The following is a 15,032-nucleotide window of genomic DNA, read 5'->3' as shown; positions in this document are numbered from 1 at the left end:
CATAAGATCAGATGAACGTTAATGAAGAATTTTTCTTATTTTTAATTTTCCCATTCCTTGAACTTAAAACCGTCCAAGCTTTCTCTTCAGCTTGAAAAATGGAGCGTCATGATAAATATTATGAAAATTGATATCATAACAGTAGAACTATTAAAGGAGCCTAATTATGAGACTTGATATTATTGGTGATATTCATGGCTGCTTTGCTGAATTTAAACAGCTGACATTGGAAATGGGCTATTGCTGGAAGAGGGGATTTCCTGTACACCCAAGTAATAGAAAACTTGCCTTTGTAGGAGACTTAACAGACAGAGGACCAGAATCTCTGGCAGTCATCGATGCAGTATATAACCTTGTCGCAAATGACCTGGCACACTATGTCCCGGGCAATCATTGCAATAAACTATACCGCTTCTTTTTAGGAAATAAAGTTCAAATTACACATGGCCTGGAAACCACAGCAGCTGAATATGAGCAGCTTGACCCGCAATCACAAAAGGAAATTAAAAGAAAATTTATTGAATTATATGAAAATTCACCGCTATACCATGTACTCGACAACAATAAACTGGTAATCGCCCATGCTGGAATTAAGGAAAGCTATATTGGGAAACATTCATCCAAAGTTAAAACGTTTGTTCTTTACGGAGATATAACTGGAGAAAAAAATCCTGACGGTACACCTGTAAGACGGGATTGGGCTAAACAGTATGAGGGTAAGGCAGCAGTTGTCTATGGGCATACTCCTGTAAAGGAAGTCAGGAAAATCAATAACACCTTTAATATTGATACAGGTGCTGTTTTTGGCAATAAATTAACTGCACTTAGATATCCTGAAATGGAATTCATGTCAGTCCAGTCAGGCATGCCTTATGTGGAAGAAAAATTTAGGAAGAATTAATCCAAAAAGCCGGCAAATGTTAATGCCGGCTTTTATAATAGGCAATTCATATCTTCTGGTAGCTTCTGTTCAAACAAAAGGGTTCTGTGCAGAAAGGGATGATTGAAGGAAAGGCTGCAGCAGTGCAGTGCCTGCCTCCTGATAATCTGTCTTGTGCCTCCATACAATTCATCACCCGCAAGAGGATAACCAAGCCAGGCCAAATGGACTCTGATCTGATGAGTTCTGCCAGTTTCAAGCTTTAATTTTACATGAGTAAATTCTTTGCGGCGGCTGATTACCTGATAATGAGTACATGCGTATTGACCTTCCTCACTAACTTCCCGCTCAATAATACTGTCTTTTTTTCTCGCAATCGGCTGTTCTATAGTACCAGCATCCCAGATGACTGCCCCTTCTGCAAAGGCTTCATAAGTGCGCTGGATATTACGGAAGCGCTGCTGCTGGCTAAGCAAATGATGCACATGCCTGTGTTTCGCAATTAAAACCAAGCCGGAAGTATCTCGATCCAGTCGAGTCACGATATGTGCTGCAGACTTTAAGCCTATTCGCTGATAGTATCCAATCAGCCGATTAGCCAAACTTCCCGAAGGATGTTCTCTCGAAGGAATGGTACTAACACCTGCCGGTTTATTTACTACAAGAAGATAATCATCTTCATAATGAATATCAAGGGGCAAGTCTTCACCCTTCATGCCTTCACTGGGAACTTCTTCCGGAAAACCAACCTGAAGGATATCTCCTTCCTTTAACTCATAGCGGACATTGACTTCCACATTGTTCACTTTAATGAAGCCGCCAGCAAACTTTATGTCAGTAAGTGCAGTTTTAGAAATATCATTCTCTTTTAAAAATTCCCTGATTAACGAGCCCGCCTGCGGGGCAGTAATTTTCCATTGTAATTTAAAACGCTCCATGAGCAATTGGCTCCTGTTCTATAAGAAGTAACGGGATTATTAAAATAAGTGATTCTAAAAACTGCAGGGTTCCTTTATCAATCAGCAACAAATGAATCGTGAACTCTTTTCCAGAATGGGAATGGCCTGAACCTGGCAAAACGGATTTTCTCATCTGCCACTCTGAATTGTATTGATTTTACATCTTTATGAAGAAGAGTCAAATGATCAATGGTAATTTGAAAATCCGGTTCATTCACAGGCTTAAGCATGCATGTATGGTGTGCCGGCAATACGAGCGGAGAGCCAACTGTACGGAATACCTTGTTATTGATGGAAGCCATTTCAGCAAGCTGGATGGCAGGCAAGGATGGATGCAGGATGGCACCCCCCAGCGCCTTATTATAAGCTGTACTTCCAGATGGTGTAGAAACACAAAGGCCATCTCCCCGAAACCTTTCAAAATGCTGGCCGCGTATTTCCACATCCATTACTAAAGTACCTTCCACCGCTTTAACTGTTGATTCATTCAATGCAAGATAACGGGTTTCTTTGCCGCCATGCTGGTAGCGGATAATTACTTCCAGGAGCGGATATTCAATCACTTGATATGGGGTTTTGGCAATTGCAATGACAAGCTTTTCGATTTCCTCCGGCACCCAGTCTGCATAAAACCCAAGGTGGCCTGTATGTATACCCACAAACGCGGTCTTGTCCAGACGGCTGCTGTATCGGTGAAAGGCATAAAGTAAAGTGCCATCCCCGCCTACCGATATGACAATATCAGGCTCTTCTTCATCATATGTAAGCTCGAAGTCCAATAAATAGGTTCTCATTTTGTGCATGAGTGTATTAGATTTTGAATCTCCTTTTGAGGTAATGGCAAATTTCATCTTATCCAAGCTCCTCTTTTATACGTTAGTTTTCTCCCTTTTGCTGCTTTTCCTTTTTCCTTGTAAAGAATGCCTGTGCATCCTGAATTTCACCGCGAATGAGTGACATTTCTTCATCCAGCCTGAAAGCAGCCTCTGCCGCTCTCTGGAGCCTCATTTGAATATCCTCAGGGAATTGGCCCTTATATTTATAATTTAAGGAATGTTCAACCGTGGCCCAGAAATTCATGGCAAGTGTTCTGATTTGAATCTCTGCGAGAATTTTCTTCTCTCCTTTTATTGTCTGAACAGGATAGCGGATCACGACATGGTAAGAGCGGTAACCACTTGCTTTTTTATGAGATATGTAGTCTCTTTCTTCAACAATTTCAAAATCATTTCTTTTTCTTAATAGCTCAACCACTCTCTTAATATCATCTACAAATTGGCACATCATTCTAACACCGGCAATATCCTGCATTTCAGATTCCAATTTGTCGAGAGGAATGCCTTTTTGGTTTGCCTTATCAAGAATGCTTGCAATTGGCTTTACCCTCCCAGTAACAAATTCAATCGGAGAATGGGTAGAATCCATTTCAAATTGGCTTCTCATGCCTTTAAGCTTTACTTTTAATTCTTCGACCGCCTGCTTATATGGCGCCAAAAATAAATCCCAATGCTTCACCTGCAACACCACCAAATATCCGAAGTTAGAAAAGCGCAAGCGCCTCGACTACCCCCGACTTCGAGAGGGGGTAACACAGCCTATCTCTTTATCCAAGTTTTTCGTAATTTAAACATTAATTAAAATATGTTCTCTACTTTTTCTACCATTTCATTACCATAATTGCTGTTCCCACGGATATTTTCTATTAAATCTCCTAATTCCTCATGAAAGCCTGCCAGTTCAATACGATCATGATTACGATCAGAAGCAAAAACACGCATCTGGCCATCAAGTGCCTTTTTAAGTTCCGTCCAGACTGTTTCCGGAAGGGAAATATATGTATAATCATCATTTTGTTCTGCTATGTAAATAAATGAAAGGTTGTCGGAATCAGCCAATATTTGCCGCATGGCTGTTAAGCCTGAGACTGTTCCAGCTTCTATTTCCAAAATTAATTCATTTTCAATCCATTCTGCATTTAAAACTGTAAGTTTCTGTTTCATTTTTCTACCTCCATTGTCATTACCTATTCTATCGCAGATTTTATGGACAGTAAAACCCCTGATTCAATTTTCATAGCCACAGTCCTGCGCCCCGATAGTTGAGTCTCCCCTGATTGACTTTATCACAATAATAAAAAAAACTTCAAAGATTGAAGTCCATGCTAATTAAGGAGATAATACAGGAAATTACTAATAGCTGAGGTGTAGAGGCTTGTCTAACAAAAATATTGAAATTGAATTTAAAAACATGCTGACCAGTGAAGAGTTTTCCTCATTAATAGATTTTTTTTACTTAAGAAGCGAGGATTTTTCTGAACAGGAGAATCATTACTTTGATACACCGGATTTTTTATTGAAGTCTAAAGGGAGTGCCTTAAGGATTAGGCAGAAAAACGGCTCATTTGAATTGACGCTTAAACAGCCCCACCCTGAAGGGCTTTTAGAGACTAATGAAAACATTACTGAGTCCGAAGCTGCAGAGATGATCCAGACTGGAAAAATTCCCAAAGAACAGATAATAATATCCATAGAAAAGCTGGGCATAAAGACAGATAGACTTCAATACTTTGGTACTCTCGCAACAAAACGTGCCGAAAAGGAGTACATGAAAGGTTTGGCTGTTCTTGATCACAGCAGCTATTTAAATAAGGAAGATTTTGAGTTAGAATATGAAGTGGATAACAGGAATGAAGGTGAATTGACTTTTCTAAATTTGCTTAAACAGCTTAACATTCCTGTCAGGAAGACCGAAAATAAAATTAAGAGATTTTATAACGAAAAATACAGACAGCAAAAGGCTTAATAGAATTACAGCTTTTGCCAAGGAGCAATATAATGAACGTAGATCAGTTAAAAATATTGATGGAGCTGCAGGCACTGCAAGGATTTAATAGTTCTAAGCAAACGAACACTTCAAATCCTCTGTTTCAAGAGCTATTGGCCGGGTTAGTTCCGGAAAGTCCCGGTTCATCTCATCAAGTCACAGGTGGACTTGGAGCAGTTGCGTCTCTGGAACCTTATATTAGCGCTTTACAAACAGATACCCATACAGCTGCAGCTCTTCCCCCCCTAAAACTAACCAAATTTGCCAAAACTTCAAAAAGTGATTTTGATGATCTGATTCAAAAAGCATCAGATCTGTTTAATGTACCAGTTAATCTGATTAAGTCAGTCATTAAACAGGAATCAAACTTCAATCCGAATGCAGTAAGCCATGCAGGTGCTTCCGGGTTGATGCAGCTTATGCCTGATACAGCCAAGGGGCTCGGCGTTAAAAATATCTTCGACCCTGCAGAGAACATTTTTGCCGGAGTCAAATATTTACGGCAAATGATGGACAGGTATGGGGATAATGTTGAACTTGCATTGGCTGCCTATAATGCCGGACCTGGAAATGTAGATAAATACGGAGGAGTCCCGCCTTTTAGAGAAACACTGAATTACATAAAGAAAGTTACCTCATCGTTTATGGCTTAAGGCTTATTTCAGCCGCCCGAATTTACCGGGCGGCTTTTTCAATACCTTTTCAGCAAATGTTCCGGATTGACGGCATGTGCTTAATCCATACTATAGTCAAAAGGGCTCAGTAAGCTATTTGTTTGAGATATAAATCCCTCATTGATAGAATATAAAGAGATCACACCACTCAATATTAAATAGGAAGATTTTTTTACAAACGAATTAACTCATAAAAGGAGTTTTAAATATGGCCGAGAAAATGCACACTCCCTTCGACGCTATTGGTGAGGAAAAACTTCACCATCTAATTGACGCTTTTTACCGGCGCGTAGGACAACATCCTGATCTCGTTCCTATTTTTCCAGATGACCTGACAGAGACAGCCAGAAAACAAAAGCAGTTTATGACGCAGTATTTAGGGGGACCTCCTTTATATACTTCAGAACATGGACATCCGATGCTTCGGGCGCGGCACATGCCTTTTCCCATAACGGAAACGCGGGCAAAGGCCTGGCTTTTATGCATGAATGAAGCAATGGACGAAATTAGGCTGGAAGGCCGCTTGAGAGAAGACTTTTTTGCAAGGCTTGTACTCACTGCCCAGCATATGATCAATACACCTGAAAACGGCGTGAAAGGTGAAAGCTCGTGAATAAGCCAGAATCCAATGAAAACAAGCTTACATCTCCACATTGCCACGGCAGTGAAAAAAAGCCCGTAGAAGTCTATATGTTTGTTGATCCCCTTTGCCCAGAATGCTGGGCTTTGGAGCCAATCTTAAAAAAGCTCCTGATTGAATACGGCCGCTATTTTTCCATAAAGCATGTATTAAGCGGCAGGCTGGCAACGTTAAATATGGGGAAAAGGCAAAACTACGAAAACATTGCTGATTTATGGGAGAAAACAGCAAGCCGCTCTGGAATGTCATGTGACGGGAACGTCTGGTTCGAAAATCCGATTTCTTCCCCGCACCTGGCTTCGGTTGCAATTAAAGCTGCGGAATTGCAAGGGAGAAAAGCTGGCATCAGATTTTTACGCAAGCTTCAGGAGGTCTTATTTCTTGAAAAGCAGAATGTGTCTCATTTTGAAGTGCTAAAGGATTGTGCTAAGGAAGTCGGTCTGGATGTAGTAGAATTTGTTTCTGATATTCATTCAGATAGTGCAGCAAAGGCTTTTCAATGCGATTTAAAAATTACTTCTGAAATGGATGTCCAAGAAATACCCACTCTTGTCTTTTTTAATGAAAATATTGAAGATGAAGGCATCAAAGTCACTGGATACTATCCATATGAAATTTATGAACAGATTTTAGAGGAAATGCTTCCTGCTAAACCTGAGCGTGCTCCTCTTCCGCCCCTTGAATATTTCTTAAAATACTTTAAGCTAGTGGCCAGCAAGGAGATCTCAGTTGTATATAATATGTCGGACAGCGAAGTGAACAGGGAAATGAAAAAGCTTCAACTAAAGCAAATAGCTGAGTATGTACCTGCAAAATACGGTAATTTCTGGAGATATTCAGGGTAATGTAAAGCTGTGCAATATGCACAGCTTTATTTTTTCGCTGAAAAAAACCATGCACTTCATTTGCACGGCTTTTTCAGGGTTTTTATACAAACAAAGGGGATGGGAGAAATTTTTCACTTCCAAACAAAAGGGGTAAATGTTTGCATGTGATCAACTTCACATCTGTAATATATCATGATGTGAAAGAAAATGACAATGAGTTTGTGCCTTTTTTCACAATATTGTCAAAATCAAGTCATCACTTTCTGGACAACCGCATAAAATAATACGGATGTAAACCTTGGCCAGGAGGAGAATGCAATATGAAAAAACTGCCTGTATTATTGATGCTGCTGCTCATCTTGCTCTCCTTTATTTTAAATATTCTCGGATTGATGAAACTTATCCCCATTTTCATCACTTCACCTATTTTATTTATTTCTCTCCTGATTTTATTTTTATATTTGAATGACCGAAGGAGATTTAAGGGGTTTTGAACAATACATAAAAGGTGCCCGAGAAACGCCAGGCACCTTTTATGTACTGTCTAGCGCCATGCCCCCCTCAAGGTGTAGGCGGGCATGGCGCTTCCACTTTTCTATTTAAGAAAGCAGGCTTTCCATTTCGTTAAGCTTTTCTTCAAATACTTTGCAGGCATCTTCAATCGGCTTGCTGCTTGTCATATCAACACCGGCTTTCTTTAACACCTCAATCGGATAATCTGAGCTGCCGGATTTCAGGAATTCAATATATCTGTCAACAGCAGGCTGCCCTTCCTGAAGAATTTGCTTGCTTAATGCCGTTGCCGCACTGAAGCCTGTTGCATATTGATAAACATAATAATTATAGTAGAAATGCGGGATTCTGGACCATTCCAGACCGATTTCCTCATCAATCACGATCTCTTCTTCCCCAAAATATTTCTTATTGAGTTCATAATATGCTTTCGTCAATGAATCTGCAGTCAAAGCTTCATTGTTTTGCGCCTTTTGATGGATGAGATGTTCAAACTCTGCAAACATTGTCTGGCGGAAAACAGTACCCCTAAAGCCTTCAAGATAATGATTCAACAAATACAAACGCTTCTTATCATCATCTATTGTTTTAAGCAGATGATCATTTAAGAGGGCCTCATTACATGTGGATGCAACCTCTGCGACAAAAATTGAGTAATTTCCATATGGATATGGCTGGTATTTTCTTGTGTAATAGCTGTGAACAGAATGCCCAAATTCGTGAGCAAGGGTAAATAGATTGTTCACATTGTCCTGCCAGTTCATCAGTATATATGGATTAGTGCCATATGTTCCAGATGAATAAGCACCGCTTCTTTTGCCCTTATTCTCATGAACATCTACCCAGCGATTTTCAAAGCCCTCATTTAAAATTTTCAAATAGTCCTCGCCAAGCGGCTTCAGTCCTTTTAAGATGAGATCCTTTGCTTCATTGTAGGGGATTTCCATTTTTACTTCCTTCACCAAAGGAGTGTAAAGGTCATACATATGAAGCTCCTCGACCCCAAGAACCTTCTTGCGGAGTTTGACATATCGATGAAGCAAATGCAGATTATCATTAATGGTATTGACTAAATTTTCATAAACACTTTCAGGAATATTGTTCGCAGATAGGGCAGCATGGCGCGCAGATTCATAATTCCGGATCTTTGCATTGAAATTATCCTTTTTCACATTCCCGCTTAGAGTACTTGCGAATGTATTGCGAAACTTCCCATAAGTCTCATATACCGCTTTGAAAGCATCATGGCGCACACGCTGCTCATCACTTTCGAGAAAACGGATGAACCGTCCATGAGTGATTTCTACCTCTTCACCATTTTCATCTTTAATGGATGGAAACTCCAAATCAGCATTATTCAGCATGCCAAATGTATTGCTTGAAGCCCCAAGCACCTCGGAAGCCTGGGCAAGCAGGGATTCCTGCTCAGCAGATAATACATGAGGCCTTTGAAGATTAATTTCCTCAAGCGAATGTTTATATAATTGCAGCTCCGTTTTTTCCTCTAAAAACCCGGCAATCTTCTCTTCATCTTCAGCCAGCAATTCAGGAACAATAAACGCGAGTGCACTTGCAGCTTCCGAATATAAATTTTTGATTTTGTCGTCCTGGCCCTGATAAAATGAGTTCGTTGTATCCTGGTCATAACGCATATGGGCATATGTATAAAGCTTCCCAAGGCGCGAGAGTAAATGATCTTGGAACTGCAGCGCTTCATATAATGTTTCAGCACTTTCCCCAAGCCTGCCTTGATACTTGCCTGCATTAGGGATCAGCTTCTGCACATCATTATATTCCTTGTCCCATTCCTCATCAGAAGGGAAAATATCCTCCAAACGCCAGGTATCTTCTGGTGAAATCTCATTCCTTGCTGGCAGTTTCTTTACAGTTGTCTCATTAGCCATTCATTCATCCTCCATTCAAAAGTCCCATTACACTATCTTCTCTTTCAAAAAACAAATTCCTTCTTTTTAAAGAGCGAATGTGCAAATCTTTGATTATTTTATGTTAAATAGATCTTTTTCATTTATTGCCCTGCAAAATGCTTTGCGTGATACCCCTATAAAAATCCTCCTCTCTTTGGAGAATACAGGAGGAATGGTCAGGCTCTCCACAAGACGCAGTTCTTTTGTACAGACCGTTTCCAGTTTGTTTAACAATGTTTAAGTTAATAAGGACATCCATATATTCTTTAACTGCCAAAACTTCAGATCCTGTTTGAATCAGTGGAATTGACCTGACTTTAATATCGCTGTTCTTTACCCTATTGCGAAAGGCAGCAACCATTCGCGCATGAGAAAACGGTCTATCTTTGCCGATGACATCCATGTACAAGTAGGACTGCCACTGTATAGGCGGGGTTTCAATAAATGGAGAATGGCGGACAGGAAGGCCAATTTCAGGCGGGAGTAAAGCAGGAGCAATTGAGCGGGAGTATATTTCCTGAAGAAAGGTATTTTTATATGCACTGCTATTCTGAGCAAGGAAATTCTTTATTTTTCGAATTTCATTTTTCCATTCACTTATTTTTAAATCATTTTTAAAATATGGATCAAATAAAAAATCTGGATCAGCATGGAAGATTGTTTTCACATCATAATGCGCGTAGGCATTTCTGACAGTTAAGGGAAGGATTTGGCGGACATTGATGAAGGACTTTGTATTGGGGCAGAATGAAGGGATTACCCAATTGTCTGAAGCTGTTTGCCGAAGAAATAAGTACTGGAACCCAGATAAAGAAATTTTTGCTTTCCCAATGCGCTTAATATTTTTTCCTGCCAGTATCCATATTGGAACGATGCCTGACTGAAAATAAGCTTCTGTTCGTTTTTTAAATAACTCCTCTGAGATAATTGAACATTGATATTCAAGAGCATAATTTACACCTTCAAAATGGACACTTATATCTGGCCGCTGTGAAATGTCCGGATAGTATGGCTCCAGAATTGGATCTAACCCTTTTTTCTTTAGCCATTGATACAAAAGGAGCTTTCCAGAAATATGGTATTCAGATTCCCTTTCATAGCTTTCCGGACATTCAGAACCCTTTTTGTGGCTAAAATGCGGGATTCTCTTATTACCGATCTTCATAATTACTTCCTCTTTGCATTCGGGGCAGAAAAAAGTGTGCTTTTCCCTATACTGCTGTAAATCAGGGATACTATGTGGACCTAAGAGACTTATTCGAACCCCCTTCTCTGTTGCGGCAACTAACAAATGATCATCTCCTTTCTATGATAAACGTTCTTTATTTAATTGCTAAATTCCTTTATATTCTGCAAATTCTTTTTGAGCTTTTTATACAAACATATACATACGTTTCTTGCTGCATTGTCTGACGCGGATGCCCTTACTAAAATAAAGCCGATTTCAAAAATGAAATCGGCTTTGCTGAACTATTTAAAATGTTTTCTCAGATTTTCAAAAACATCATTTTCTATAATCAATTTGCCATATTCCATTACACGGTGAATTGTTGTGCTCGTTTCGTGCCCGTACTCAAGGAGAATGCTTAGCATGTTATCTATGTCATCCTCTTCAAAAAGCTCTTCAGGGAACTCTGCGAATAAATAATATTTCCCTTCAAAGGAATATAACTTTGTAGTAATGGAATCAAGACTTGACTGCTTTGATAATGAAATAACGTCTTCAAAATCTTTAAATGATAATAGGAACTCAAGATCGCCTTCATATCCAGGCTCATCTTCATCGGATTTACGGAAATGATGATCGAGCATTTCCTCTATATGTTCATCCACAGGCAAATCTTTCACTTTTTCATCCGGGACAGGAAGTTCAAACTTCTGACCATCCTTTGAAAGCTGGGCCTTTGTTACAAGAACCTCCAGACCCTTATCCAATGCCTGTACCTGAATCCATAAAGGTCCTTCAACAAGAAATTCTTCCTCCTGATGGACTTCATCCATCATTTCCCAAAAGAGTTCCTCACTCCGCTCACGATTGTACCAAATCTCTTCACGGTCAAAGCCTCTTTCTTCTATATCAAGATAAGAAATATAAAATTTAACTGTATGATCATTAATACGTTCGATTTCCATGCAGCAACTCTCCCTTCTGGCTATGATTGAAGGGACTAAATACCCCCAGCAGTCATGTGTTATCCATTTACCCGTAAATCAATTGGCTAATCCCCGATTTAATTGAAGGTAAACTGTATTTTGTACCTTGTACTTTTATTTTATGACAAATTGAGCATAAAGGGAATTAAAAAGTCATATGTTTAGAAAAACCGTTAAATGCCTATATTGTCCCAAGCTTCCATCCTTATCAAATTTTACTGTAACTATATATTCTCTTATTATATCCATATTCCTTGTTCTTTTTCACATAACAAACAAAAAGACCTTCTTCTGTTAACAGAAAGAAGGCCTCTTAATTTTAAGTATAATTGAATAAGTTTGTTAATTCACAATCTGGACTTGAGCAAATCTTTCAGATTTAAATTAAACCACTGTTAATTTACCATGCGCTGTGCTTCACGCAACTGGTAGGTGCGAACTTTTCTTGGAAGGAAACGTCTTATTTCGTCCTCATTATATCCAACCTGCAAACGTTTTTCATCAAGAATGATTGGACGGCGAAGCAGCCCAGGGTTTTCCTTGATCAACTCAAATAAATCTTGGAGAGGCATTGATTCAAGGTTTACATCAAGCTTTTGAAATGTCTTTGACCGAGTAGAAATAATTTCATCGGTTCCATCTTCAGTCATGCGCAGAATTTCTTTAATTTCATCAATTGACAGCGGTTCTGAAAAGATATTTCTTTCTTTATAGGCAATCTCATGTTCTTCTAACCATGATTTAGCTTTCCTGCAAGATGTACAACTTGGTGAAGTGTATAATGTGACCATTTTACAAATTCACACTCCTTAAATTAGACATATATGAAACTATCTGAGATTTATATTTGTTTAATCAAATATTTCTAGAGTTTTCTAGATTAAAATAACTTTAATCAAGGAATTTATATTATTTATTATACACCAAACAATATCTATTTGGTATAACTTTTTATAAATATGATAAAAGTATTAAACATTTATTAAACAAATGGATTAAGAATTAGAATCTACTTAATAAGACGAATGAACAAGCAAAAAGTTTCATTTTTTTATATCTTTTTTGCTATAATTTCTTCCATAAGATTCTTAAGCCTTTAGCTCAAGGGAATTTTATGTATTAAATTATTTTATTTATACTTTGTATACCCTTATTAATTTTGATTAAACCTAAAATTGATATTAACATTTTCTCAATTAATAAATGAAAATGAAAACACAGCCATTTACAAAAATGGCTGTGTTTTCCCAATTCTTAAAGATCCTCCAATACATCCGTCCCATTTTTATTTTCCTCATAGGTCAGGACCTCATCTACAGGCTGATAGGACTTTCCATAGAAATGTTCATCTCTGTATGTGTGTATCATTTTATATGTTTTCCTCATAGCTTCATAAATCATTTCTTCACTTTCATTCTCAGGAGACCAATATAGAATTTCCATTGTATTGATTTCATTTGTTGCAAGAGACCGGCGGCTGTATCCGATTGATTGTGCATGCTCAAACCCTTCTCTTTTATAGAACCGAAGGCGCTTCTCTGTATCCGTGTCTTCATAATCCACTGGTTCAACTTCCAAAATGATCGGCTTGCCTTTGGCTTTCAGCTTTTGAAGTAATTTATGGCCAAGCCCTTGTCCTCTGGATTCCTTTGAAACAAACAGATAATCAATAAACACAAAGTTATCCAATTCCACATACATAAGTACATGGTGTTGACCTTCATCTTTATGATAAATGTCTGACCGTTCCTTTAATAAGGTTTCCATATGTTCTCTCGATTTCATTTCTTCAATAGGGAAATATTGATTCAGTTTTTCATACCAATGCATGGATCTTCTCCTTTTTTTGCTCACAAACGATAAACTGTTTATTGAACATGAATATTTATTCCAGCATGATAAGCTCCCAGCTTTCCTTTCCACTCACTTTTATGCTTTAGCCTTTTATACTATTTCCAATCAGATAAAGTATTTGTGGAATTACCCCTTTTAATACTGGAAAATTTCGAATAAAATAAGATTAGGGATGTTTTATACACTAATCACAGGATACTGTGAAAAGAAAGATGGAGGTTTATCATGGTTGGTTACATAACTGATTTAACAATTGTTGCACTGCTCATAATTGGATTTACTGCCTTATTAGGTGTACTAACTAATGGTATTGGAGAAAAGTTGTTTGGCGGTAAAAATAAATCCGAATTCGTGGATCAATCTGCAAGGGTGCAGACTGGATGGAAAAGCGTAGGCGGTAAGAAAAAGCAGTAACCTATGCCTCTATACTATGATACCGCATTCAAGATTGGTGTCAAATGATATGTAACTTAATTTATTGATAAACAAAGCCAGAAGGAGGCCAAAATAATCGGCCTCCTTCTGGCTTTTATGGTGTATAATCCACTTTTGGTGTATACGAATTACCCGCATTCCATAGAAGGAATTCATTAATTCCCTGTTCGTTCAATGCCTTTATTTGAGCTTCAACCTCGGCTCTTCCATACTCCTTATAATTTCCGGCTCCTAAATAAGAAGCTGTAAAATCCTGCAGCCACGGTCTTGAAACAGGCGGACTATCCAACTCTTCCAATTTCCTATTCTCAAGCTTTGCATATTCAGAAACCAGCTTATAAGGTTCCAGATCTGGTTTGGCTATTCCAAAATAGGAAGTCCAGTGGCTTGGATAAATCATAGAAGAAATTACATCTACATGTTCTGAGATCTTAGAAAAATTTTGACCAATTCCTGGAGCTTCAGGGAGGGTAGCCGTGTAACCAAAGATATCAACCGATACCTTTACTCCATATGGCTCAAGCTCTTTCCTTGCATACTCAACGAAGTCTGTTACAGCGCTTACTCGCTTCTGCACATTTTCAATTTTAAGATTTTTATATTCACCCATACTATATTTCAAAGAGCTATCGCGGTGTTCAAACCCTTCAGGAAACCGGACATAGTCAAATTGAATTTCCTGAAATCCCATTTTGGCAGCTTCAATAGCAATTCCTACATTGTAATCCCAAACTTCTTTTATAAATGGATTAACAAATGATTCACCTCTGCCATTTTTCCATACTTTGTCTCTTTCTTTATAAGACCATTCCGGCTTTTTATTTGCCAGGACAGAATCTTTGAAAACAACTACCCGTGCAATCGGATATATTTGCTTATCTTCCATGACTTTCAGGATTTTACTTGAATCCTTTATGTAAGGTTTTCCAATTTCATGATATGGTGAGCTATCTTCAGGAATATAAGTAAGATTACCCCAATCGTCCTTAATATCGATTACCATCGCATTTAAATCGGTTTCATCCATCAAATTTACCAGGTTACTAAACTTTTCGCCGCCTGCAGAATGTCCGGTAACATATATCCCTCTTACAGCATCAGGATATTGAAAATGATAGCCAGAATCAAATTGAAACCGGTTTATTTTTTCTGGCAGTGCTTTTACAAGCGAAACATGTTCCCTTTGCGGGTTTTGGCCTGGTTCCTCGGTTTCCTGTTCTTTTGCATCCCCGGATTGGGCAGAAATGAACAGACCTGACACTAACATTAAGGCAGCAGCAAGAGGTACTGACTTTTTCAAATGTGATGCCCCCTTTATGAAGTTCTGCTTGTTGTTTCCTCCATTATA

16 protein-coding genes are annotated in these 15,032 nt (G+C 38.5%); 6 read left to right on the top strand and 10 right to left on the bottom strand.

Features of this window, described 5'->3' with window-relative positions:
* The first annotated feature begins 166 nt into the window (after positions 1-166).
* Complete coding sequence (gene prpE / locus JI665_RS01450; protein WP_206835351.1) at positions 167-901, top strand: bis(5'-nucleosyl)-tetraphosphatase PrpE; 735 nt, start codon at positions 167-169, stop codon at positions 899-901.
* Between the two features lie 32 nt (positions 902-933).
* On the opposite strand, the gene JI665_RS01445 is transcribed toward prpE, so the two are convergent.
* From JI665_RS01445 to JI665_RS01430, 4 genes are all read right to left on the bottom strand, one after another.
* Entirely contained in the window at positions 934-1,818 is an 885-nt protein-coding gene (locus JI665_RS01445; RefSeq protein ID WP_206835348.1) for an RluA family pseudouridine synthase, read from the bottom strand.
* A 77-nt stretch (positions 1,819-1,895) separates the two neighbouring features.
* Positions 1,896-2,690 carry an NAD kinase gene (locus JI665_RS01440; RefSeq protein WP_009331194.1) on the bottom strand — a complete coding sequence of 265 codons (795 nt, stop codon included), beginning with the start codon at positions 2,688-2,690 and terminating at the stop codon, positions 1,896-1,898.
* A gap of 25 nt (positions 2,691-2,715) precedes the next feature.
* Complete coding sequence (locus JI665_RS01435) at positions 2,716-3,354, bottom strand: GTP pyrophosphokinase (protein ID WP_275723073.1); 639 nt, start codon at positions 3,352-3,354, stop codon at positions 2,716-2,718.
* A gap of 119 nt (positions 3,355-3,473) precedes the next feature.
* Positions 3,474-3,839, bottom strand: a complete 366-nt coding sequence (locus JI665_RS01430; protein WP_206835345.1) for a hypothetical protein — start codon at positions 3,837-3,839, stop codon at positions 3,474-3,476.
* A gap of 211 nt (positions 3,840-4,050) precedes the next feature.
* Here JI665_RS01430 and JI665_RS01425 point away from each other — a divergent pair, with 211 nt between their 5' ends.
* The 4 genes from JI665_RS01425 (at position 4,051) to JI665_RS01410 (ending at position 6,821) form a co-directional block, all read left to right on the top strand.
* Complete coding sequence (locus JI665_RS01425; RefSeq protein ID WP_206835342.1) at positions 4,051-4,641, top strand: CYTH domain-containing protein; 591 nt, start codon at positions 4,051-4,053, stop codon at positions 4,639-4,641.
* 32 nt (positions 4,642-4,673) lie between these two features.
* On the top strand, positions 4,674-5,315 hold the full coding sequence (locus JI665_RS01420; RefSeq protein ID WP_206835337.1) for a lytic transglycosylase domain-containing protein: 642 nt from the start codon (positions 4,674-4,676) through the stop codon (positions 5,313-5,315).
* A gap of 229 nt (positions 5,316-5,544) precedes the next feature.
* On the top strand, positions 5,545-5,949 hold the full coding sequence (locus tag JI665_RS01415) for a globin (RefSeq protein WP_206835334.1): 405 nt from the start codon (positions 5,545-5,547) through the stop codon (positions 5,947-5,949).
* Positions 5,946-6,821, top strand: a complete 876-nt coding sequence (locus JI665_RS01410; RefSeq protein WP_206835331.1) for a ClpXP adapter SpxH family protein — start codon at positions 5,946-5,948, stop codon at positions 6,819-6,821. Before JI665_RS01415 ends, JI665_RS01410 begins: the two co-directional genes overlap by 4 nt.
* 581 nt (positions 6,822-7,402) lie before the next feature.
* On the opposite strand, the gene pepF is transcribed toward JI665_RS01410, so the two are convergent.
* The 5 genes from pepF to JI665_RS01385 form a co-directional block, all read right to left on the bottom strand.
* Entirely contained in the window at positions 7,403-9,220 is a 1,818-nt protein-coding gene (pepF, locus tag JI665_RS01405; RefSeq protein WP_206835328.1) for an oligoendopeptidase F, read from the bottom strand.
* A 118-nt stretch (positions 9,221-9,338) separates the two neighbouring features.
* The gene (locus tag JI665_RS01400; protein ID WP_206835326.1) at positions 9,339-10,532 is read right to left on the bottom strand and encodes a competence protein CoiA; all 1,194 of its coding nucleotides are present in this window, start codon (positions 10,530-10,532) and stop codon (positions 9,339-9,341) included.
* 179 nt (positions 10,533-10,711) lie between these two features.
* Positions 10,712-11,374, bottom strand: a complete 663-nt coding sequence (mecA, locus tag JI665_RS01395; RefSeq protein ID WP_206835324.1) for an adaptor protein MecA — start codon at positions 11,372-11,374, stop codon at positions 10,712-10,714.
* A gap of 416 nt (positions 11,375-11,790) precedes the next feature.
* A complete protein-coding gene (gene spxA, locus JI665_RS01390; RefSeq protein ID WP_009331204.1) occupies positions 11,791-12,186 on the bottom strand; it encodes a transcriptional regulator SpxA in 396 nt (131 codons plus the stop codon).
* Positions 12,187-12,649: 463 nt separating this feature from the next.
* Positions 12,650-13,225 carry a GNAT family N-acetyltransferase gene (locus tag JI665_RS01385; RefSeq protein ID WP_206835321.1) on the bottom strand — a complete coding sequence of 192 codons (576 nt, stop codon included), beginning with the start codon at positions 13,223-13,225 and terminating at the stop codon, positions 12,650-12,652.
* Between the two features lie 249 nt (positions 13,226-13,474).
* Between JI665_RS01385 and JI665_RS01380 the strand changes: the two genes are divergently transcribed.
* Positions 13,475-13,663: a hypothetical protein gene (locus tag JI665_RS01380; RefSeq protein ID WP_206835319.1), complete on the top strand. Its 189-nt coding sequence runs from the start codon at positions 13,475-13,477 to the stop codon at positions 13,661-13,663.
* Positions 13,664-13,778: 115 nt separating this feature from the next.
* Here the strand turns inward: JI665_RS01380 and JI665_RS01375 are convergent, their stop codons facing one another.
* Entirely contained in the window at positions 13,779-14,984 is a 1,206-nt protein-coding gene (locus tag JI665_RS01375) for a putative glycoside hydrolase (RefSeq protein ID WP_206835317.1), read from the bottom strand.
* Between the last annotated feature and the right edge of the window lie 48 nt (positions 14,985-15,032).

Source organism: Bacillus sp. NTK034, assembly GCF_017303275.1.
Taxonomy (GTDB): Bacteria; Bacillota; Bacilli; order Bacillales; family Cytobacillaceae; genus Cytobacillus.
This window is presented reverse-complemented; position numbering and strand designations above follow the sequence as displayed.